Source organism: Salipiger sp. PrR003 (assembly GCF_010500785.1).
Lineage (GTDB): Bacteria > Pseudomonadota > Alphaproteobacteria > Rhodobacterales > Rhodobacteraceae > Salipiger > Salipiger pacificus_A.
This window is the reverse complement of record NZ_JAAGOV010000032.1, coordinates 304,286-324,678: the sequence shown is the minus strand read 5'-3', so window position 1 is coordinate 324,678 and position 20,393 is coordinate 304,286. Positions and strand designations below refer to the sequence as shown.

Below are 20,393 nucleotides of genomic sequence, written 5' to 3'. Positions count from 1 at the left end.
CGCGAGGTGAGCTTCGTCATCGAAGGCCCGCGCGCCGCCGAGCTGATGACCATCGGATGCGCCCGCGACATCGACGCCATCCCGGTCGGCTCCGCCCGCCGCACGCTCTTCGACGGCGCCACCGTGATCCTCTGGCGCGACGCCGAGACCCGCTTCCGCATCGACGTGTGGAACAGCTTCGCCCCGCACCTGCTCCACCTCTTGCAGGTCGGAGCACGCGAACTTGCCGCTGAAACTCTCTGACCTGAAGGGATAATCCCATGTTCAACAGACTGCCCAAGGGCGGCATTTCGGATGCCGCTATCGCCACCGCCGTCGCCGCGGAACTGACCCGTCAGCAAAGCCAGATCGAGCTCATCGCTTCGGAGAACATCGTCTCTGCGAACGTCCTGGCGGCGCAAGGCTCGGTGCTGACCAACAAGTACGCCGAAGGCTATCCCGGCAAGCGCTACTACGGCGGCTGCGAGCACGTGGATACGGTCGAGCAGATTGCCATCGACCGCCTCAAGCAGCTCTTCGGCGCGGAATACGTCAACGTCCAGCCGCACTCCGGCGCGCAGGCCAACCAGGCGGTGTTCCTCGCGCTGCTCGAGCCGGGCGACCGGATCATGGGGCTGTCGCTGGCCCATGGCGGCCACCTGACGCACGGCTCGCCGGTCACCATGTCGGGCAAATGGTTCGACGTGGTCTCTTACGAGGTCGATGCAGACAGCCACCTGATCGACATGGAGAAGGTGCGCGAAAAGGCGCTGGAGACCAGGCCCAAGCTGATCGTGGCGGGCGCCTCGGCCTATCCCCGCCGGATCGACTTCGAGGGCTTCCGCAAGATCGCCGACGAGGTCGGCGCCTACCTGATGGTCGACATGGCGCATTACGCCGGGCTGATCGCCGGCGGCACGTATCCGAACCCGGTGCCCCATGCCCATGTCGCGACCTCGACCACCCACAAGACCCTGCGCGGCCCGCGCGGCGGTGTCATCCTCACCAACGACGAGGCGCTGGCGAAGAAGCTCAACTCCGCCGTCTTCCCCGGCAACCAGGGCGGCCCGCTGATGCATGTGATCGCCGCCAAGGCGGTGGCCTTCGGCGAGGCGCTGCAGCCGGAATTTGCCGACTATGCCGGTCAGGTCATCGAGAACGCCAAGGCGCTGGCCGACGTGCTGATGGTCGGCGGGCTGGGCATCGTCTCGGGCGGCACCGACAGCCACATGGTGCTGGTCGACCTGCAGCCCAAGGGGGTGACCGGCAAGGCCGCCGAGATCGCGCTCGAGCGGGCAGGGCTGACCTGCAACAAGAACGCGATCCCCAATGATCCGCAGAAGCCCTTCGTGACCTCGGGCATCCGGCTCGGCACCTCGGCGGGCACCACGCGCGGCTTCCGCGAGGCCGAGTTCGAGCTGATCGGCGGGCTGATCCTGCGGGTCATCGACGCCTTGGCGCAGGACCCCGAGGGGAACGCCGAGGTCGAGGCCATGGTGCGGGCGGAAGTGCAGGCGCTCTGCGACGACTTCCCGATCTACGCGACCACGGCCTGATCGCAGGCAAAGGCTCCTGTCCCGCCCGCACGTTCGGGCGGGGCCAATGAACGCAACCTCAAGCGCCCGGGCCCGTTTCCGGGCCGATGCTCAAACAGAGTCCAACAGACATGTCCAAGATCATCCTCACCGTTGCCTGCCCCGTCCGCTCTGGCGTCGTGGCCGCGATCTCCACCTATCTCGCCGAGCGGGGCTGCAACATCCATGACAGCTCGCAGTTCTCGGACATCGAGAATGACCGTTTCTTCATGCGCCTCAGTTTCGTGTCGGAGCAGGGGGTGACGCAGGAGGCGCTGAGCGACGGCTTTACCGAGATCGCCGCACGGCTGGGGGCCGACTTCGCCTTCCACGACCCGTCGGAGAAGATGAAGGTGGTGATCATGGTCAGCCGCTTCGGACACTGCCTGAACGATCTGCTCTACCGTTGGCGGATCGGCGCGTTGCCGGTGGACATCGTGGCGGTCATCTCCAACCACATGGACTATCAGAAGGTGGTGGTGAACCATGACCTGCCGTTCCACTGCATCAAGGTGACCAAGCAGAACAAGCCCGAGGCCGAAGCCGCGATCCTGCGCGTGGTCGAGGATACGGGCGCGGATCTGATCATCCTCGCCCGCTACATGCAAATCCTGTCGGACGAGATGTGCCGCAAGATGTCGGGCCGTATCATCAACATCCACCACTCCTTCCTGCCCAGCTTCAAGGGCGCGAACCCTTACAAGCAGGCCTTCGAGCGCGGTGTGAAGCTGATCGGCGCAACCTCGCACTACGTGACCGCCGATCTCGACGAGGGGCCGATCATCGAGCAGGACACGATCCGCGTGACGCATGCCCAGAGCGCCGACGACTACGTCAGCCTGGGCCGCGACGTCGAGAGCCAGGTGCTCGCACGCGCCATTCACGCGCATATTCACCGCCGGGTCTTCCTCAATGGCGACAAGACCGTCGTCTTCCCGGCAAGCCCCGGGGAGCATGCATCGGAACGGATGGGCTGAGGTTCCGCCTCAGCCCCCCGCGCGACGTGAGGGGCGGCGGCGGGAGTCCACAGTTCATGTGTCCGCATGCCGGGCGTCTTGCAGCACGTCGAAAAGCCTGGCCGCTCACGTCGGTTTTGCAGTTTTCCTGCCCTGCGAACCCGCCTAGGTTCGGCGGCGACGGAGGGACCCGATGACCAAGCTGCTGAGCCTCAATGATTTCGAAGCCCCGGCGCGGCGGCGCCTGCCGCGGCCGCTGTTCGGCTATATTTCCGGTGGCACCGAGACCACCGCCGCGCGGGCCGACAATCGCGCGGTGTTTTCGGAGTACCGGCTGGTGCCCCGCGTGCTGCGCGGCGTCGAAGGGCGCAGCCTGATGCATCCTCTGTTCGGCCGCGAGTGGCAGGCGCCTTTCGGGATCGCCCCCATGGGAATCGCTGCGCTCATGGCGCTGGACGGAGATGTGGCGATGGCCCGGGCCGCGGCGGCCGAAGGTATTCCCTACATTCTCAGTGGCTCGTCGCTGACCCCGCTCGAGCGGGTGCGTGAGGCCAATCCGCAAGGCTGGTTCCAGGCCTATCTGCCCGGCGAAGACGACCGTATCCGCGCCCTGATCGAGCGGGTCCGCAAGGCGGGTCACGAGACGCTGGTGCTCACCGCGGACACCGCGGTGCTGGCCAACCGCGAGAACAACATTCGCTCCGGCTTCTCGACGCCTTTGAGGGTCACCCCAAGGCTGCTCTGGGACTTTGGTCTGCACCCCCGCTGGGTTTTCGGCACCTTCCTGCGCGGCCTGATGACGCGCGGAATGCCGCATTTCGAGAATTCCTTTGCCGAACGGGGCGCGCCGATCGTGTCGCAGCGCGCTGCACGTGACTTCGGACGCAAGGATCATCTGAACTGGCAGCACGTCGCGCGGATCCGCGATCTGTGGAAGGGGCGGCTGCTGATCAAGGGACTGCTCTCGCCGCTCGATGTGGCCGAGGCGCGCAAGCTCGGCTGCGACGGGGTCATCCTGTCCAATCACGGCGGGCGGCAGCTGGACTACGCGATCAGCGGCGTGCGTGCGCTATCGGTGGCCCGCGAGGAGGCGGGCAGCATGGCCCTCATGGTCGACGGCGGCATCCGGCGCGGCACCGACGTGGTCAAGGCGCTGGCTCTGGGCGCGGATTTCGTCTGGGTCGGGCGGCCGATGCTCTATGGCGCGGTCATCGCAGGCGAGGCCGGCGTGACCAAGGCCATCGGCATCCTGAAGCGGGAGTTGCACCGCGACATAGGGCTGCTGGGGCTCATGTCGCCAAGCGAGCTTTCCGGCGCCGTGCTGGCGCCAGCGCGACAAGCTCACTGACGACCCGGCCACGTCTGGCCGGGCAGGGTGGTGCGGTGGGCGGCGTTCTTTTCGGAATGATCCGCTAGCCCCCCTGTGGCGGCACAATGATCGCGGCGCGCGGCGAGACCCTGCGCGCGACAAGTCCAATGCGCCGCATCTTGCCGTCGGCCCGACCGACGATGGCGCATGCCGAGCGTCTCCGCCGTGCACCAAGGTTGCGCATATTCGAACGGGACTTGCCGCCGCTCTCTGCGGAGGGTGGTGTCCGGAATGCGCACAGGGGCCTGTCGGGGTCGGCGGTAAGAGTTTGGGTGCAGCGAGAATTGTGCTAGCAGCACTCGACCTGCCCTTGAAGCCTGTCACAGGCATCGCCACTTGCATCCGCAATGCGCCGGATGGTCGGCGTCGGAGCTCAACATGATCGAGACTTGGGGGGCGCTCCTCGCGGGGTTTCTGCTGCTGGTCGCTGGCGGCGACTTGCTGGTGCGGGGGGCGGTGCAGGCAGCGGGACGGCTGGGTGTCTCGCCGCTCGTCATCGGCCTCACGCTTGTCGGCTTCGGGACCTCGATGCCGGAGCTTGTGACGTCCGTGCAGGCCGGGCTCAGCGGTTCGCCCGGCATTGCCTATGGAAATATCGTCGGCTCCAACATCGCCAATATCCTGCTTATCGGCGGCATCTCGGCACTGATCTGCCCGGTCATCGTCGCAGAGGCGGCGCTCCGCCGTGACGCGGCGCTGATGCTCGGCGTGGCGGCGATTTTCGCGGCACTGGCCTTCGCGATGCCCATGGGCCGCCTTCTCGGCGCGATCTTTGTCGCGGGGCTGGCGGGCTATATCGTGCTGGTCATCCGGCAGGAGCGCACGACGGGGGAACACGGCGCGATCCACGACAAGAGCGCGGCATTGCTGCAGGCCGACCCGGGCCTTCGCCGTTCCTCGCGTCGCCCAGGGCTGATCCTGCCCCTGCTGCTCGCCCTTGCCGGGCTTGGCCTCGTGGTGCTTGGCGGCGCGCTGCTGGTTGAGGGAGCGGTTGCCCTGGCGCGTGCCTTCGGCATCGGGGAGACGGTGATCGGGCTGACCATTGTCGCCGTCGGGACCTCGATGCCGGAGCTTGTGACCTCGGTCATCGCGGCGCTGAAGCGGCAGGGGGACGTGGCCTTCGGCAATATCGTCGGCTCCAACATCTACAACATCCTCGGCATCGGGGGCATCACGGCGGTGATCGCCCCGAGCGCCGTGCCCGCTGAAATCGTCGGCTTCGATGCGCCGCTGATGGTGGGCGTGAGTGCCTTGCTCGTGCTTCTTGCCGCAACGGGGCGCCGCATCGACAGGTGGGAAGGTCTGGTGCTTCTCGCCGGGTACGGCGCCTATCTCTACCTGCTCTGGCCCTGAGCCCCTAGGTCTGCGGCGGCCAGAGAGCCCGTGCTGCCCGACCCGTCACCCCGTCGGCCCTGATGGTCGTAGCTCGGCCCAAGCGTCGGGTCGCCGGCAGGATGTCGTTGCGCGCCCGTGCAGCGGGACAGTCGCTCCTTCCGGAGCGGCCGTGTTTCCGCATCCCACCCGCGCGTGTCAAAGGCGCCGTCGCCGAGGAACTTGATGCCGGTGCTGTCCAGCAGCAGGTTCGCGAGACCCGGAGCGCGACGGGCAGAAAGCTGGATGGCAATCGTCTCTTGGCGATGGGAGAGCGCGCCCGCGCCCTCCCGCGTGGCGTGTCAGGCGCCGGGGTTCACTTCGCTCAGATCCACCGCGCGTCCCTCTATCATCGAGCGCTGCGCGGCGAGGCCCATGAGGACCGCCCACTTGCCATCCTGAAGCGAGACCTCGGGCGCGTTGCGCTCGCCGCGCACCAACTCGAGGAACCCGCGATGCTGGTAGAAGGTCGAGCCGTTGTGGTCCCCGGCCTCGAGGATCGTCGGATCGACGGGGATCTCGCGCACCTCGGGACCCTTCGGCTCGCGCGGCGAGACGATGACCTGCGGCACCGGCGGCGCGCCCAGATGCGCCGGCCAGAAGCGGCCCGGCCCCGGCACCAGCGCCTCGATCTTACCCTTGGGCCCGACCGCCGAGATCTCTTCCTGGTAGCGCGAGCCCTCGGCGAACATGCACAGCTCGAGCATGGCGCGCACGCCGCTCTCGAATTCGACCATCACGTAGCCATGGTCGAAGATGTCCGGCGTCTCGCCGGCGTAGGTCTCTTCAAGATGGTTGGCCGCCTGACCGCCCATCGCCATCACGCGCACAGGATCGGATTTCAACGTAAGCCGCATGAGGTCGAAGAAATGGCAGCACTTCTCGACAAAGGTGCCGCCGGTGTAGCGGTTGAAGCGGTTCCAGTCGCCGACCTTCTCGAGGAAGGGGAAGCGGTGCTCGCGGATGGTCAGCATCTTTACGCCGCCGGTGGCCGCCTCGGCCTCTTCCAGCAGTTTCGCGACGGGCGGCATGTAGCGGTATTCCATCGCCACCCAGACCGGCGCGGGGTAGCTTTCGGCAAAAGCGTCGATGGCAGCGGCATGGTCCGGATCAGTGAAGAGCGGCTTTTCCACCAGGACGGGCAGGGGGCGCTTGCCGGCGATGGCTTGCAGCTGCTCCACATGGCGGAAATTGGGGCTGGCGATGAGCAGGCAGTCGATCTCGGTCACCTCCAGCAGCGCCTCGATGCTGTCCACGAAACGCGCGTTTGGGGCGAACTGCCGGGCATGGGCGCGCATCTCGGCGTCGGGCTCGAAAATTGCGCCGACGGCGGTGTTTTCCAGCAGCGCGATGTTGCGCAGATGCTCCTGTCCCATCATGCCGCAGCCGATGATGCCGTAGGTGATGGTCCGGGTCTCGCTGCGCGCGAGGGTCTGGGTCGTCATAGGGAAATCCTCCTCCCTTCAGATGAGGCGCTGGACGTAAAGCGCCTTTTGCGTGTCATACCAGGTGCGCGAGAACTCGACCGCCTCGCTGCCCTGCGCCCAGGACAGGCGCTCGATGAAGGCGGTGGTGGTGCCGGGTTCCAGCGGAAAGGCCTCGGGGGCCCAGTCCGGGACCTGCCCGATCCCCACGCGGTCCTCGGCGCGGGTGATCCAGAGCTGCAGGGCGCGCTTGTAGGTCAGGTACAGCGAATCCTGCACCATCTCGCGCGGGACCTTGCCCGCGCCGCCGTCGAGCCAGATCTCCTCGACCGCGATGATGACGTCGTCGAGATAGCGTAGGCGGCGGAAGCGGGTGCCGTGGTCGGACGTGCCATAGGCAGGCTGCTGCGCATCCTTGGGCAGATAGTCGGCCGAAAGAATATCGGCAGTAGGCAAGCCGCCGCCGCCACGTGCGTGTTCGAGCCGGAACATCGAGTAGACCGAATCAACCTCGCCACTGGCCCGCACGTAGTTGCCGGAGCCCTGCCGGCGCTCCAGAAGCCCCTTTTTCTCTAGCTCCGACAGGGCTTTGCGCAAGGTCCGTACGGTTGTCCCATGCGCCTTCGCGAAGTCGCGCTCGGGCGGCAGCTTCTGGCCGTCGACCAGCCGGCCAGCGGCGATGTCGCGGATCACCAGCTCGCTGATCTGCATGTAGATCGGCAGCGCATCGGGCCGGTGAAGGGAATTCCTTTTTTTTTCCTGCATGTTTCCGCCTCCCCCTGCGGATGCTGCGAACGAAAAAATTGATACACCATTGATCTACATCAAGGACGCGGGTAGTGAAAGGGAAAGTTCGGAGGTTTTCAGGGAGGAAAACATGACGGTCGTACCCGTTACATCCGCCGATCTCGACGCGGTCGAGGTGGCCTGGTTCTCGGCGCTCTGCTCGGATGACTACCAGTTCCTCGGCGTGCCCGACGGCGACCTGCGCTCGTCGTGGGACCATTGCTCGGAAATCGTGAAGACCGCCGAGGCGCAGGGCTTCGGCAACATCCTGTGTCCTTCGTCCTATCAAGTGGGGCAGGACACGCTCAGCTTCGTGGCGGGCTGCGCGCCGATCACCAGCGCGATCAACCTTCTGGCTGCCGTGCGCTGCGGCGAGATGCAGCCGATCATGCTGGCGCGCACCATCGCGACGCTCGATCACATGCTGCAGGGGCGGCTGACGGTGAACATCATCTCGTCCGACTTCCCCGGCGAGAAGGCCGACAGCCAGTTCCGCTACCAGCGCTCGCGCGAGGTGGTCGAGATCCTCAAGCAGGCGTGGAACCGCGACGAGATCAACTACGAGGGCGAGGTCTACAACTTCACCGGCCTCACCACTGATCCCGCCAAGCCCTACCAGCAGGGCGGGCCGATGCTGTATTTCGGCGGCTATTCGCCCGCCGCGCTCGATCTTTGCGGTCAGCATTGCGACGTCTACCTGATGTGGCCGGAAAAGACCGAGGACATCGCGGACCGCATGAAAGCTGCCAATGCTGCCGCCGAGAAATACGGGCGGACGCTCGACTATGGCTTCCGAAGCCATGTCATCGTCCGCGACACCGAGGCCGAGGCCAAGGAGTACGCCCGCTATATCGCCAGCAAGCTCGACGACGAGCTGGGGCAGGCAATCCGCGAACGGGCGCTCGACGCGGGCAGCCTCGGCGTCAGCCACCAGGCGCGCAATCGCGAGCTTGCCGACCTCGAGGGCTATATCGAGCCCAACCTCTGGACCGGCATTGGCCGGGCGCGCTCGGGCTGCGGCGCGGCCATCGTCGGATCGACCGACCAGGTGCTGAGCAAGCTCGAGGAACTGCAGAAGATGGGCATCCGGGCCTTTGTCCTGTCGGGCTACCCGCACGTCGAGGAGGCCGAGCACTTCGGCTCGCGCGTGCTGCCGCAGCTCAAGACCTGCCAGCTCAACCAGGCCTGGGGCCGGGTCCCGCAAACCCTTCCGAAGACGCCGCTCGGCGCAGGAGATCGCCGCTGATGGATACTCGCAACGACTTCACCCTCGATCGCGTGAACATGGCCGAGGGGCTCAGCTTCTCGAGGCTGGTCTACGGCATGTGGCGCATCGGCGATGACACCGACACCTCGGTGGGTCACGTGCGCGCCAAGATCGACGCCTGCCTCGCGCAGGGGATCACCACGCTCGACCAGGCCGACATCTACGGCGAGTACACCGCCGAGGCGGTGCTGGGGCAGGCGTTCAAGGCCGACCCCGCGCTCCGCCAGAAGGTGGAAGTGGTCACTAAGTGCGATATCGTCGCGCCCTGCGGCAAATACGCCGATGTGGCCTGCAAGCATTACGACACCTCGAAGGCCCACATCGAGGCGTCGGTCGAAAGCTCGCTGCGCGATCTCGGCACCGATTATATCGACCTGCTGCTGATCCACCGCCCCGATCCGCTGATGGACCACGAGGAAACCGGCGCGGCGCTCGACGGGCTGGTGAAGGCGGGCAAGATCCGCGCCGCCGGCGTGTCGAACTTCCGGCCGTGGGATGTCGAGCTGCTGCAGAGCGCGATGGACACCAAGCTGGCCACCAACCAGATCGAGATCTCGCTGGCCCGCGTCGATCCCTTCACCGATGGCGATCTGGCGTTCCACCAGCGCCGCAAGGATCCGGTGATGGCTTGGTCGCCGCTTGGCGGCGGCAGCCTGATGACCGGCGAGAGCGAGCTGACCCGCCGCATGGACGCGATGGCCGGAGACTTCGGCGTCGACCGCGCGGCCATCGCCGTGGCCTTCCTTCTGCGTCATCCGGCGACGATCCTGCCGGTGCTGGGCACCAACTCGCTGGAGCGCATCGCGAAAATCTCGGACGCCCGCAAGGTCGCGCTGAGCCGCGTGCAGTGGTTCCAGCTCTACGAGGCGGCGCTCGGCCGCGAGGTGGCCTGATGCAGATGGCGCAGCCCCATAGCTTCGTGCCCGACCCGGGCAACGGGCGGGCGCTGCGCGATGCCTTCGGGCTTTTTGCCACGGGGGTGACCATCGTCACCGCCTGCGGCCCCGAGGGTTGCGCCGCGATCACCGCCAACAGCTTCTCGTCGGTCTCGATGGAGCCGCCGCTGGTGCTCTGGTCGCCGGCGCGCAGCTCCAGCCGCTTCGACCTGTTTGCCGGGGCCGAGCATTACGCCATCCACGTGCTCGCCGCCGACCAGCAGGATCTGGCGTGGGCCGTTGCCAAGGACGGCGCTGCGCTCATAGGCGCGGCGCTCGAGCAGAACGCAGACGGCGTGCCGGTGCTCGAGCGCTGCCTTGCGCGCTTCGACTGCCGCCGCCACGCCGTGCACGAGGCAGGCGATCACGCGATCGTCGTCGGCGAGGTCTTGCGCGCCACCATGCAACAGGGCGATCCGCTGGCTTTCTTCGCCGGGCGGGTCGCGCGGCTCGACATCAACTGACGGCACGCCGACGCCCTGGAGGAGGGCGCGGCATGACGGGGAGGAGAGAATGGTGCTACTCGACGGGCTGATCCGGCCCCTGTCCTGGGTCAACGACCACCTTCTGAAAGTCGGTCGCGGCATCGGTGTCGTGGCCATCGCGGTGATGGTGGCGGTGACCCTCGTGCAGGTGTTCTGCCGCTACGTGCTGGGCAACGCGCTGCCCTGGCCGGACGAGGCCGCGCGTTTCTGCATGCTTTGGATGACCGGGCTCATGGCGCCGACTGCCTTTCGCCGGGGTGGGTTCGTGGCGATCGACATCCTGCCTTCGCTCCTGCCGCGCCGCCCGGCGAGCCTGCTCAACCTCGTGTTGCTGACAGTCAGCCTGATGGTTCTGATCATCGCGCTGCAGATCGGCTGGAAGGAAGTCACCGGGCTCGGCGGGCGCTTCGCCTCGGCCTCGCTCTACATTCCCACGGCCTTTGATTTCAGCGAGTGGCACCGCGTGCCGCGCAGCTGGATGATGGCCTCGATCCTCGTGGGCATGGCGCTGCTGGTACTGGTCAACATCGAGCTGATCCTGCGCAACCTGGCCGAGCTCTGCTCGGGGCGGGCGCTGGACATTGTGCCTCAGGCGAACACGCAGGGAGCCGAATGACATGCTGATCTGGTTCCTTCCGCTCTTCCTCGTCTTCCTGATGATCGGCTTGCCGGTATTCTTCGGCCTGCTCGCCGCGCCGGGCATCCTGCTGTTCCTCAACGGGCAGGAGCGCGATCTGACGCTGCTCTACCGCAACCTCTACAACGGCATGGACAGCTTCCCGCTGATGGCGATCCCCTTCTTCATGCTGGCGGGCGAGATCATGAACCGTGGCGGCATCACGCACCGCCTCGTGGAATTCAGCCAGGCCTTCATGGGGCATCTGCGCGGCGGGCTGGCGCATGTGAACGTGATGTCCTCGATGCTCTTTGCCGGGCTCTCGGGCTCGGCGGTGGCAGACACATCGGCGCTCGGCTCGATGCTGATCCCGGCGATGGAGAAGCAGGGCTACACCCGCCGCTTTGCCGCCGCGATCACCGCTGCAAGCTCGGTGATCGGGCCGATCATCCCGCCCTCGGGGATCATGATCATCTACGCCTATGTCATGGGCGAGAGCGTCGCCGCGCTCTTCCTTGCCGGGCTGGTGCCCGGGGTGCTGGTCGGCGTCGGGCTGATGCTGCTCATCAAGGTCATGGCCAACCGCTACGACTTCCCCGTCGCCTCGCGCAAATACAGCTGGGGCGAACGCGGGCAAGCGAGCCTCAAGGCCTTCTTCCCGCTGCTGACGCCGGTCATCATCCTCGGCGGCATCCTCGCGGGCGTCTTCACCCCGACCGAGGCGGCGGCGGTGGCGGTGTTCTACGCGCTCTTCATCAGCCTCTTCGTGCTGAAGACGCTGCGCTTTGCCGAGCTGCCCGATGTGCTGGGCCGGGCCGGGCTGACCTCGGCGGTGGTGCTGCTGCTGGTCGGTGCGGCGATGTCGTTCAAGACCGTGGTGTCGCTCTCGCACGCGCCGCAGCAGATGGCCGACTTCATCCTGTCGCTGACAGAGAACCCGCTGCTGCTGCTGTTCCTGATCAACCTGCTGCTCTTTGCGGTGGGCATGTTCCTCGATGCGGGGCCAGCGATCATCATCCTTGGCCCGATCCTCGGCCCGGTGTTCACCGGCATGGGCGTCGACTCGGTGCATTTCGCCATCATCATGTGCGTGAACCTGACCGTGGGGCTGGCGACGCCGCCCATGGGGCTGGTGCTCTTCGTTGCCTCGGCCGTGTCGGGCGAGCGGGTGACGACCATTGCCCGCGCCATTCTGCCATTCCTCGCGGTCGAGATCGCGGTGATCTTCCTGATCACCTATTTCCCCGCGATTTCCATGACGATCCCGCGACTGACCGGGTTCGCGAATTAAGAAAATCCAGAGCTATCAGGGAGGATAACATGCTCAGGAAGACCCTTACGCTGGCGGCATCGCTGGCCCTTACCACGGCCCTCGCCATTCCGGCGATGGCGCAGGATTACACCATCCGTGCGGTCGCCAACTCGAACGAGAACGACGAGGATTACGACGGCCTGCAGGTCTTCAAGTCCTACGTCGAGAGCGCCTCGAACGGCGCCATCGGGGTCGAGATCTACATGGGCACGCAGCTCTGCTCGAACGGGGCGGAATGCCTGCAGGGCGTCGCCGATGGCTCGATCGACGTCTACATCTCGACCTCCGGCGGCGCGGCGGGGCTGTTCCCCTACGTGCAGGTGCTCGATCTGCCCTACCTGATGCAGGACGACCGGGTCGCCGAGAAGGTGCTTTCTGGCGATTTCACCCGCACCATGCGCTCGATGGCGCTGGAGGACTCGGGCGGCATGATCCGCCTGATGACCATCGGCAACACCGGAGGCTGGCGCAACTTCGCCAACACCAAGCAGCGCGTGCAGACGCCCGGGGATCTCAAGGGCATGAAGATCCGGACCGTGGTCGCCGACCTGCCGCAGGAACTGGTGCGCGCGCTGGATGCCGCGCCGACGCCGATCCCCTGGCCCGAGCTCTTCACCTCGCTGCAGACCGGCGTGGTCGAGGGCACGAAGAACGGCATCACCGACATCATGTCGATGAAGTTCCCCGAGGCCGGGCTGCAATATGTCACGCTCGACGGCCACGCCTACATGGGCGCGCTCTGGTGGATGTCGAACGAGAAATTCCTGGCCCTGCCCGAGGACATGCGCCGCGTGGTGGTCGACGGGTTCTACCAGCTCCAGCAGGCGACCTTCGCGTCGCCCAAGCGCAAGTCGATTCCGGCCTACAAGGAATTCACCGACGGCGGCGGCGATCTCTACGTGCCGACGCCCGAAGAGAAGCAAGCCTTCGCCGAGGCCGCGCAGCCGGTCTACGAGTGGTTCACTGCAAACGTCGAGGGCGGGGAGGAGATCTTCAACGCCATGCAGGCGGCGGTGCAGACCGCGACGGAAGAGCTTGACGCCGAGCGCGCCAGCGACATCCAGTAAACCCTTGCGGGCGCGTCCTTTTCAAGGGGCGCGCCCGCCGCGGCACGGGCCTCCGGGCCCGGCCCAAGACAAATCCAGAGCACACCGAGGACAGGACATGAGCGCCCTTACCGCCACCCTTTCGGACCCCCGTCGCATCATCGCACGGGCCAAGGCCCTCGCGCCCGGCACGGCGCTGGCGATCGTGCTGGCGATGGCGGCGCAGTTCCTGTCGAACCACTACGGCGCGCCGGTCATGCTCATGGCGATCCTGCTCGGCATCCCGTTCCATTTCCTGTCCGAGCATGAAAACACCGGTCCCGGCATCACCTTCGCCGCGAAGGGGCTGCTGCGGATCGGTGTGGCACTGCTCGGACTGCGGGTCTCGCTCGACATGGTGCGGCAGATCGGCTGGGGCTTCGTGCTGATCATCGCGCTCTGCGTGGCGGTGACCATCCTCGCCTCGATCCTGTTGTCGCGCTTTGTCGGCAAGGACCGCGCCTTCGGCTTTCTGACTGGCGGCTCGGTGGCGATCTGCGGCGCCTCGGCGGCGATGGCGATCTCGTCGATCCTCCCGCAGCGCGAGACCGCAGAGCGGGATCTCTCGTTCACCGTGATCTCGGTCACCGCCTTTTCCACGGTGGCGATGATCGTCTACCCTATCCTTGCCGAGGCGCTGGGGCTCGACCAGCACCTGACCGGCCTTTTCCTCGGCGGCACGATCCACGACGTGGCGCAGGTGGTGGGAGCGGGCTACTCGGTTTCGGACGAGACCGGCGACATTGCCACGGTGGTCAAGCTGATCCGCGTGACCATGCTGGCCCCGGTGGTGCTGATCGGCGCGCTGGCCATGCGCCGCCACGTGCCCGCGACCGAGGCACGCCCGCCGCTGCTGCCAGCCTTCGTCGCGGCCTTTCTCGTGCTGGCGGCGCTCAATTCCTTCCACCTCGTCCCCGAGGCGGTGATCGCCCCCGCCTCGACCCTGTCGCGCGCGTTGCTGGTGACCGCCGTGGCCGCGGTTGGCATGAAGACCTCGCTGGCCAAGCTCGCCGACGTGGGCGGCACGGCAATCGCCATGCTGGCGGTGCAGACCGCGGCGCTCGCGGCGCTGGTGCTGATTCCGCTCATGCTCGGGCTGGTCTGAGCGGGACCGCTTGAGTTGGAGCGGGGGGCGGCCTGACGTCCTTCGGTCAGCCGGCTCTACGCCGCGCGGCGTGGGGCCGAATGTCGCAGACGATCCGCCTCCCGGTCCTGTCGGAGGGCATGGCGTTTTCGCCCGCATCGAGCGCGCGGCTGAGGGTGGGGGGAGTTCCTCCATAGGCGCCATCGGCGACGATCAGCTCTCGACCATGGGCAGCGAGAGGGGCATTCTGCCGCGGTTTGCACATCCTCGCGGGACTTTACGCCTGGGCGGTCACCGAGGTCCGGGCTGAGCGGCGCGTGTGCCAGCCGGTCCCGAAGCGCGCCAGTCGCCAGCGCCCTGTGCCGCTGCCCGAGTTCTGCCTGCGCTTGGCTTGACGGTGCCGCTCCTGCCGATCAGATGGCCGCGCTTCGTTTTCACGAATAGACTGATCCCAAACGGTATCGCGAGGCTCGCCATCGAAAACCCCACACGCCTTCTCGCCCGGCTTCGCTTTCGCCAGGTCCGCTGCTTTCTCGAAGTCGCGCAGCGCGGCAGCTTCATGGCTGCCGCAGATGTGCTGGGGCTGACCCAGCCTGCCGTCTCGCGCTCGATCCGCGAGCTCGAGACAACGCTTGATGTCACGCTCTTCGACCGCTCGCAGCGCGGCGCTGTGCTGACAGTGCATGGCCGCAAGCTCTTCGATGCCGCAGAGGCCGCCATGGCGCTGCTGACCGAGGGGCTGCAGGCGACACAGGGCATGGGCGGCAGCCGCGAACTCTTGCGCATCGGCGCGCTGCCCAACGTCTGCGGGCTGACGCTTCCGGGGATCGTCGATGATTTCCAGCAGCTCTACCCGCACACCACGGTGCGCGTCGTCTCGGGCTCCAACTCGGAGCTGCTGGCGCGGCTGCGGCAAGGGGCGCTCGACGTGGTGATCGGGCGGCTGTCGGATTCCACCGCCATGCACGGGTTGAGCTTCCAGCATCTTTACGACGAGTCGATCGTCTTCGCGGTGGGCAGCGCGCATCCGCTCGCGCAGCCCGGGGCGCGGGTCGATCTGGGCACGCTGCTGGAAGAGCCCATGCTGGCGCCAATCCCCGGCACGATCATCCGGCAGGAGCTGGAGCGCTTTTTGGTCAAGAGCGGCTTTGTCGCCCCCGACTTCGCCATCGAGTCCATCGACGCGGGGTTCAACATCAAGACCATCCGCGCCGCGACCCACGTGGTGGTGACGGTCGAGGCGCTTGTCGCGGACGCCAGCGCCGCGGGCGAGGTGGTGATCCTGCCGATCTCGGACGAGACGCTGAAGGGGCCGGTCGGGCTGACGACGGTGCCGGGCACGCAGGAGGGTCCGGCGCTGCGGACCTTGCTGACCATGGTCCGCGAGCGCCTCTCCCGCGCACCCATTCATACCGAAATTGGTATGTAACGGGCCGAGAAGGAATAGGTCATTCCCTCACGCATGATATAGTCTCGGGCCGCAGAGGAGAAATCCGAACCGGAGGAGAGCGGATGTTCAAGACCCTGAAATTCATGACCGTGGCAGCGATGCTTGCGGGCGCCAGCCTGCCCGTCAGCGCCGAGACGCTGGGTATCGAGGGCGGCGGCAGCGCCTCGCTCACCGGCATTGTGCCGCAAACCTGGGCGCAGTTCACCACGGACGCGGGCTATGATCTGCAGGTTTCGCTCGGTCAGGTGCTGACCCGCTCGGTGATGAAAGTTGGCGCCGGCCAGCTCGATCTGGCCGTGGTTCCGCCACCTGCCTATGGCGCGATGAAGCGCGGCGTTGGCCCCTACGAGAAGACCGCCGAGCAGGCGCAGGCCTTCGCCGGCAACATGCGCATGCTGTTCACCTTCCCGGGCGGCTCGTTCCACCCAATCGTCTGGGCCGACAGCGGCATCGAGAGCTGGGACGACATCAAGGGCAAGCGCGTCTACGTTGGCCCGCCCGCCGGCGCCGCCGCCAACCAGGCCCGCGGCATGGTGCGCGAGGCCACGGGCGGCTTCGAGGATGGCGGCGACTATGAAGGCATCCGCCTGCCGTGGGAAGCCTCGAGCCAGGCCTTTCAGGACGGGCAGTTCGACATGTTCATCATGTCCGCCGCCGTCGGCCAGCAATCGGTGCAAGAGCTGAGCCTGCAGCGCGAGATCCGAGTGCTCGGCGTGCCGGACGAGGTGGTCGCCAGCGACGGTTGGGCCGACTATCTCGCCGATCAGGCGGTGCGCACCGATGTCGTGCCGGCCGGCACCTACCAGGGCCAGGTGAATGGCGATGCCGACCAGAACATCATGGTGACGGTGATGATGATGGGCGCCAACAAGGACCTCTCGGACGAGGCGGCCTATGCGCTCACCAAGTCGTTCTTCGACAACCTCGACGCCATGAAGTCGTCCAACGCCTTGCTTGCGCGGCTGAACACCGACGAGCCCTCTGCCGGTGCCAACATGCCGCTGCACCCGGGCGCGGCGCGCTACTACGAGGAACAGGGCATCACCATCCCGGACGCGCTCAAGCCCGAATGACCCGCCCCCCCGGCGGACCGCCGGACCAGTTGAACCTTCCCCGGCCTGCGCAAGGGCCGGGGCACCGCCGAACCCCGGCGTAGGGCCCGCACCGGGCCAGGAGGACACCTCATGACAGTTTCGATCGCACGCAGGGTGAAGACCTTGCACTGGGCAGGTCTTGCCGTTGGACTTGTCATCGCCCTTGCCGGGCTTGCCAATGTGCTGCCAACCTACGGCGTGTTGCCGCGCGTCGGTCCGTTCGAGCTCGACTGGTTCCGGCCGTTGTTCTACTGGCTCTGCTTCCTCAGCTTCCTGATCTGGGACGCGCTGCGCCTGACCCGCGAGGAAAAGCTCACCGTCTTCCACCTGATCGGCTACGCCGTCGCGCTTGGGCTGATAAGCTGGGTGTCCTGGGACTACTACCAGGTTTCGATGGTGCTCAAGGACAGCTTCATGTTCTTCTCGGCGCGCGAGGCCTGGATGGCGGCGATCCCCGCCGTGCTGTCGATCGTCGCCTGCTGGCGGCTCTGGGGCGCGCCCATCGCCATCCTCGGTGCCGTGGTCTTTGCCTATCTCGCCACCGGCCCCTACTGGCCGGGGGTGTTCCAGACCATCGTCGGCGACATGAACGAGTTCATCGCCCAGAACACCTGGTACGACGCCAGCCAGGGTATCCTGGGCAACATCATGGGCATCGTGCTGTCGACCGTGCTGCCCTTCATCATCCTCGGCGCCGTGCTCGAAGGCTGCGGCGCGGGCGGCTCGATGATCCGCATCTCCTTCCACCTGATGCGCCGCTTTCGCGGCGGACCGGCCTACGCGGCGATCTCCGCCTCGGCGCTTTTCGGCACGGTCTCGGGCAGCGCCGTGGCCAACGTCGTGGGCACCGGGGTGGTCACCATCCCGATGATCCGCCGGCGCGGCTTTTCCGGCAACTTCGCCGGCGCGGTCGAGGCCGCAGCCTCCACCGGCGGGCAGATCCTGCCCCCCATCATGGGCGCCGCCGCGCTGGTCATGGCCGATATCGTCGGCGTCAGCTACCTCGCGGTGATCCTCGCCGTGCTGATCCCCGCCATCGCCTATTACGTCAGCCTCTTCCTCGCGGTCTTCTTCGAGGCCGAGAAGCTCGGCATCACCGCGCGCGAGGAAGACGAGGCCATCGAGCCGCCGACCGGGCAGGACTGGATCAACCTCGCGCTGGTCTTCGGGCCGATCGCTCTGATCGTCTGGCTGCTGGTCTCGGGCCTGTCGCCGGCCGGGGCCTCCATCGCGGCGATCTTCCTGCTGATCCCGATGAGCTTCATCAACCCCGAGATCCGCCGCGCGCCGTGGAGGCTGATCGAAGCATTGGCCGAGGGCGGCAAGACCGTCGCGCAGCTGGCCATCGCGATCGCCATGGTGGGCATCGTCGTTTCGACCCTGAATGCCACCGGCATTCCGACGAAGTTCGCCGTGCTGCTGGCCAATGCCGCGAGCAGCTCGCTGATGGCCGCGCTGCTGATCGCCGCCGCCGGCTGCATCGTGCTGGGCATGGGGATGCCGACGCTTCCGGCCTATATCGCCATCGTCGCCGTGATGGGGCCCACGCTCACCGGCTTCGGCGTCGAGCTGCTGACCGCGCATATGTTCGTCTTCTTCTTCGGCGTCGCCTCGGTGATCACCCCGCCGGTGGCCATCGCGGCCTATGCGGCGGCCTCGATCTCGAAGGGCAAGCCCATCGGCACGGCGGTCGAGGCGACGCGGATCGGCGCGATGATCTTCCTCGTGCCCTTCGCCTTCGTCTACAACCCGGCGCTGCTGCTGGGCACCGAGGCTGCGGCCAGCGCCTCGCTTGGCTTCGTCGCCTTCTCTCTGCTGACGCTGGCGGTCTCGCTCTACCTCGCCTCGAGCGCGCTCATCGGCTTTGACAAGCAGCGCTTGCCGCTCTGGGAGCGCCTGCTGCGCCTTGCGTGCGCCTTCACCCTCCTGTCGCCCTTCGTGCTTGCCGGCACCGCCGCGCTGGCCCTGGGCGTTGTGCTCGCCGTCTGGCGCCGCACCGCGAAACTTCAACCCGCCGAGGCAATCTGATGTCCGACCGCCCGAGCTTCATCCTGTTCATCACGGACCAGCACCGCGCCGATTTCCTCGGCTGCTACGGTCACCCGATCGTGCGCACGCCGAACATCGACGCAATGGCGGCCCGCGGCACCGCCTTCGACCGCTTCTACGTGGCGAGCCCCGTCTGCATGCCCAACCGCGCCAGCCTGATGACGGGACGCATGCCCTCGGGCCACGGTGTGCGCTTCAACGGCATCCCGCTGTCGCAGCGCAACGTGACCTTTGTCGAGCTGCTGCGCGACGCGGGCTATGACACGGCGCTGATCGGCAAGAGCCACCTGCAGACGTTCACCGGGATTCCGCCGGTGCAGACGCCGCCCGAAGCGCGGCCCGGCTACCACAAGGCCAACGGCGCCCTGCGCGAGGCGGTGCGCAACGATTTCGCCACGCCGGTCTACCACGTCGAGGAGCCGGATTTCTGGTCGGGCGAAATGCCTGCGGTGCCGGTGCCCTTTTACGGCTTCAACCACGTCGAACTGGTCACCGGCCACGGCGACCACGTCGGTGGCGACTACACCCGCTGGGCGCTCGAGCGCGATCCCGAGCTGGGGTCCAAGATGGGGGCCAAGAACCAGTTGCCGCACGACTACACCTGCCCGCAGGCGGTGCGCACGGCGATCCCGGCCGAGCTCTATTCCACCTCCTACATCGCCGAGCGTGCCTGCGCCTGGCTCGAAGAGCGCCGCGACAGCGAAAAGCCGTTCTTCCTGATGGTGAGCTGGCCCGACCCGCACCACCCGTTCAACCCGCCGGGCGACTATTGGGACATGTACAAGCCCGAGGACATGCCGGTGCCCATTGCCTTCACCTCGAACGACTGGACGCCACCGCCACATGTGGCAGGCGTGCTGGGCGCGCGCGAGGACGGCAAGGCCAATCTTCAGGGAATGAACGCCATAGGCTGCTCGGCGCGCGAGGCGCAGGAGGCGCAGGCGCTGACCTGCGGCATGATCACGATGATCGACGACGCGGTGGGCCGGGTGCAGGGCGCGCTTGCGACCAGCGGGCGCGGCGATGAGACCGTCACCATCTTCACCTCGGACCACGGCGATCACCTCGGCGATCATCGCCTGCTCTTCAAGGGGTCCGAGCAATACGAGCAGATCACCCGCGTGCCGTTCATCTGGGCCGACCCACAGCGCGATCAGAGCGCGCGCAGTGACAGGCTCGGCCAGACGCTCGACATCGGGGCCACCATCCTTGAGCGGGCCAAGATCGAGCAGGCCTGGGGCATGCAGGGGCGCGATCTGATGTCCGAGGCGAGCGCCCCCGAGGGCGTGCTGATCCAATACGCGCACCAGGCAAAGATGGACGGGCTTGGGGTCTGCCCCAACGTGCACAGCCTGCGCGACGCGCGCTACCGGCTCTCGGTCTTCCAGGGGCTGGGCTGGGGCGAGCTCTACGATCTCGAGGCCGACCCGGGCGAGCTGCGCAATCTCTGGGATGCGCCGGAGGCGGCGTTGGTGAAGGCGCGGCTTCTCGAGCAGCTGCTGCAGGCCGAGCTGGCGCATACCGAAACCGCGCCCGCGCCGATCGCCCGCGCCTGAT

17 protein-coding genes and 2 pseudogenes are annotated in these 20,393 nt (G+C 66.9%); 16 read left to right on the top strand and 3 right to left on the bottom strand.

Annotated elements, in window-relative coordinates; translation table 11 throughout:
- The 5 genes and pseudogenes from G0D83_RS09155 to G0D83_RS09135 form a co-directional block, all read left to right on the top strand.
- Positions 1-243: pseudogene (locus tag G0D83_RS09155) on the top strand (sarcosine oxidase subunit gamma); the annotation flags it as partial.
- Between the two features lie 17 nt (positions 244-260).
- Positions 261-1,535, top strand: coding sequence for a serine hydroxymethyltransferase (gene glyA / locus G0D83_RS09150; protein WP_164192331.1), 1,275 nt, complete (start codon positions 261-263; stop codon positions 1,533-1,535).
- 110 nt (positions 1,536-1,645) lie between these two features.
- Positions 1,646-2,530 carry a formyltetrahydrofolate deformylase gene (gene purU, locus G0D83_RS09145; protein WP_164192328.1) on the top strand — a complete coding sequence of 295 codons (885 nt, stop codon included), beginning with the start codon at positions 1,646-1,648 and terminating at the stop codon, positions 2,528-2,530.
- Positions 2,531-2,702: 172 nt separating this feature from the next.
- A complete protein-coding gene (locus G0D83_RS09140) occupies positions 2,703-3,857 on the top strand; it encodes an alpha-hydroxy acid oxidase (protein WP_164192324.1) in 1,155 nt (384 codons plus the stop codon).
- Between the two features lie 399 nt (positions 3,858-4,256).
- Positions 4,257-5,231 carry a calcium/sodium antiporter gene (locus tag G0D83_RS09135; RefSeq protein ID WP_164192321.1) on the top strand — a complete coding sequence of 325 codons (975 nt, stop codon included), beginning with the start codon at positions 4,257-4,259 and terminating at the stop codon, positions 5,229-5,231.
- A gap of 49 nt (positions 5,232-5,280) precedes the next feature.
- On the opposite strand, the pseudogene G0D83_RS09130 reads toward G0D83_RS09135, so the two are convergent.
- The 3 genes and pseudogenes from G0D83_RS09130 to G0D83_RS09120 form a co-directional block, all read right to left on the bottom strand.
- Positions 5,281-5,524: pseudogene (locus G0D83_RS09130) on the bottom strand (IS5/IS1182 family transposase); the annotation flags it as partial.
- 27 nt (positions 5,525-5,551) lie between these two features.
- Positions 5,552-6,694 carry a Gfo/Idh/MocA family protein gene (locus G0D83_RS09125; protein WP_164192319.1) on the bottom strand — a complete coding sequence of 381 codons (1,143 nt, stop codon included), beginning with the start codon at positions 6,692-6,694 and terminating at the stop codon, positions 5,552-5,554.
- Positions 6,695-6,712: 18 nt separating this feature from the next.
- Positions 6,713-7,438 carry a GntR family transcriptional regulator gene (locus G0D83_RS09120; RefSeq protein ID WP_164192316.1) on the bottom strand — a complete coding sequence of 242 codons (726 nt, stop codon included), beginning with the start codon at positions 7,436-7,438 and terminating at the stop codon, positions 6,713-6,715.
- Between the two features lie 112 nt (positions 7,439-7,550).
- Between G0D83_RS09120 and G0D83_RS09115 the strand changes: the two genes are divergently transcribed.
- The 11 genes from G0D83_RS09115 (at position 7,551) to G0D83_RS09065 (ending at position 20,392) form a co-directional block, all read left to right on the top strand.
- Positions 7,551-8,705, top strand: coding sequence for an LLM class flavin-dependent oxidoreductase (locus tag G0D83_RS09115; protein WP_164192313.1), 1,155 nt, complete (start codon positions 7,551-7,553; stop codon positions 8,703-8,705).
- A complete protein-coding gene (locus tag G0D83_RS09110) occupies positions 8,705-9,619 on the top strand; it encodes an aldo/keto reductase family oxidoreductase (RefSeq protein WP_164192309.1) in 915 nt (304 codons plus the stop codon). Before G0D83_RS09115 ends, G0D83_RS09110 begins: the two co-directional genes overlap by 1 nt.
- 5 nt (positions 9,620-9,624) lie before the next feature.
- A complete protein-coding gene (locus G0D83_RS09105; protein WP_164192305.1) occupies positions 9,625-10,125 on the top strand; it encodes a flavin reductase family protein in 501 nt (166 codons plus the stop codon).
- Positions 10,126-10,174: 49 nt separating this feature from the next.
- The gene (locus G0D83_RS09100) at positions 10,175-10,762 is read left to right on the top strand and encodes a TRAP transporter small permease (RefSeq protein WP_108968811.1); all 588 of its coding nucleotides are present in this window, start codon (positions 10,175-10,177) and stop codon (positions 10,760-10,762) included.
- Between the two features lies 1 nt (position 10,763).
- Positions 10,764-12,053 (top strand): TRAP transporter large permease, encoded by a 1,290-nt coding sequence (locus G0D83_RS09095; RefSeq protein WP_108968813.1) that lies wholly within the window; start codon positions 10,764-10,766, stop codon positions 12,051-12,053.
- A gap of 29 nt (positions 12,054-12,082) precedes the next feature.
- Entirely contained in the window at positions 12,083-13,141 is a 1,059-nt protein-coding gene (gene dctP, locus G0D83_RS09090) for a TRAP transporter substrate-binding protein DctP (RefSeq protein WP_164192302.1), read from the top strand.
- 97 nt (positions 13,142-13,238) lie between these two features.
- Positions 13,239-14,264, top strand: a complete 1,026-nt coding sequence (locus G0D83_RS09085; protein ID WP_108968817.1) for a YeiH family protein — start codon at positions 13,239-13,241, stop codon at positions 14,262-14,264.
- Between the two features lie 298 nt (positions 14,265-14,562).
- Entirely contained in the window at positions 14,563-15,672 is a 1,110-nt protein-coding gene (locus tag G0D83_RS09080) for a LysR substrate-binding domain-containing protein (RefSeq protein WP_370457205.1), read from the top strand.
- A gap of 83 nt (positions 15,673-15,755) precedes the next feature.
- Positions 15,756-16,766: a TAXI family TRAP transporter solute-binding subunit gene (locus tag G0D83_RS09075; protein WP_164192296.1), complete on the top strand. Its 1,011-nt coding sequence runs from the start codon at positions 15,756-15,758 to the stop codon at positions 16,764-16,766.
- 111 nt (positions 16,767-16,877) lie between these two features.
- The gene (locus G0D83_RS09070) at positions 16,878-18,815 is read left to right on the top strand and encodes a TRAP transporter fused permease subunit (RefSeq protein ID WP_164192292.1); all 1,938 of its coding nucleotides are present in this window, start codon (positions 16,878-16,880) and stop codon (positions 18,813-18,815) included.
- Positions 18,815-20,392, top strand: coding sequence for a sulfatase (locus G0D83_RS09065; RefSeq protein ID WP_164192289.1), 1,578 nt, complete (start codon positions 18,815-18,817; stop codon positions 20,390-20,392). The genes G0D83_RS09070 and G0D83_RS09065 overlap by 1 nt, the downstream gene beginning before the upstream one ends.
- Position 20,393 lies beyond the last annotated feature (1 nt).